Here is a 760-nt window from a genome sequence, read left to right as displayed (position 1 = left end):
CACCAGCCAGAACCCGTCCCATGTCTATGACACGGCCGGGACCTACACCGCGAAGCTGACCGCCACCAACGCCGCCGGCTCGAATTCCACCACAACGACGATCACCGTCAACCCCGACGGCGGCACCTCACCGGAGATCGCCGTGCGCAGCTTCAGGACCGCGTCCACCGAAACGGCCACCACCACCGTCTCCCTGCCCGCACCCACCGGCCGGGCCGCCGGTGACGTCCTGGTCGCGTCCTTCACCGCCGACAAGAACCCCACGGTCGCTGTCCCGTCCGGCTGGACCGCAATCACCAGCGGCCTCTCCATCGGCAGCGGCGCCCGCGTCTTCGCCTACTACCGGGTCGTTGGCTCCTCTGACCCGACGAGCTACACCTGGACCCTGAGCACCGCCCAGAAGTGGGGCGGCGGCATCACCGCCTACACCGGGGTCAACACCACCACCCCATTGGACAGTGCTGTGGCCACCGCCGCCAACGCCACCTATACGGCCACCAGCATCGCCGTCGGCAGCGTCACCACCGCCAGCAACGGCGCCCTGCTGATCGGCGGCCTCGGCTTCGACAGCTCGAACCCCGCAGCGACTGCTCCCACGGGCTGGACCGAGCGCTGGGAAACTGCCGGCGGCCAGGTCAACGAGCAGGCCGACAGGACCCAGGCCACCGCCGGCTCCACCGGCACCGCCACCTGGACCCTCAGCAGCGCCAAGGCCGTCGCCGCCTGGCGCACCGCCCTCAAACCGGGCGGGACAGTGCCG

The 760-nt window shown here is 70.7% G+C and carries 1 protein-coding gene; it reads left to right on the top strand.

Going from position 1 to position 760, the window contains the following annotated elements:
• On the top strand, positions 1-760 hold a 760-nt coding region (locus AC6CH3_RS23360; RefSeq protein ID WP_498134699.1), incomplete at both ends, for a PKD domain-containing protein.

It is taken from the genome of Arthrobacter sp. GQ119 (assembly GCF_059759125.1).
The sequence above is the reverse complement of the archived record's forward strand: the minus strand, read 5'-3'. Positions and strand labels throughout refer to the sequence as shown.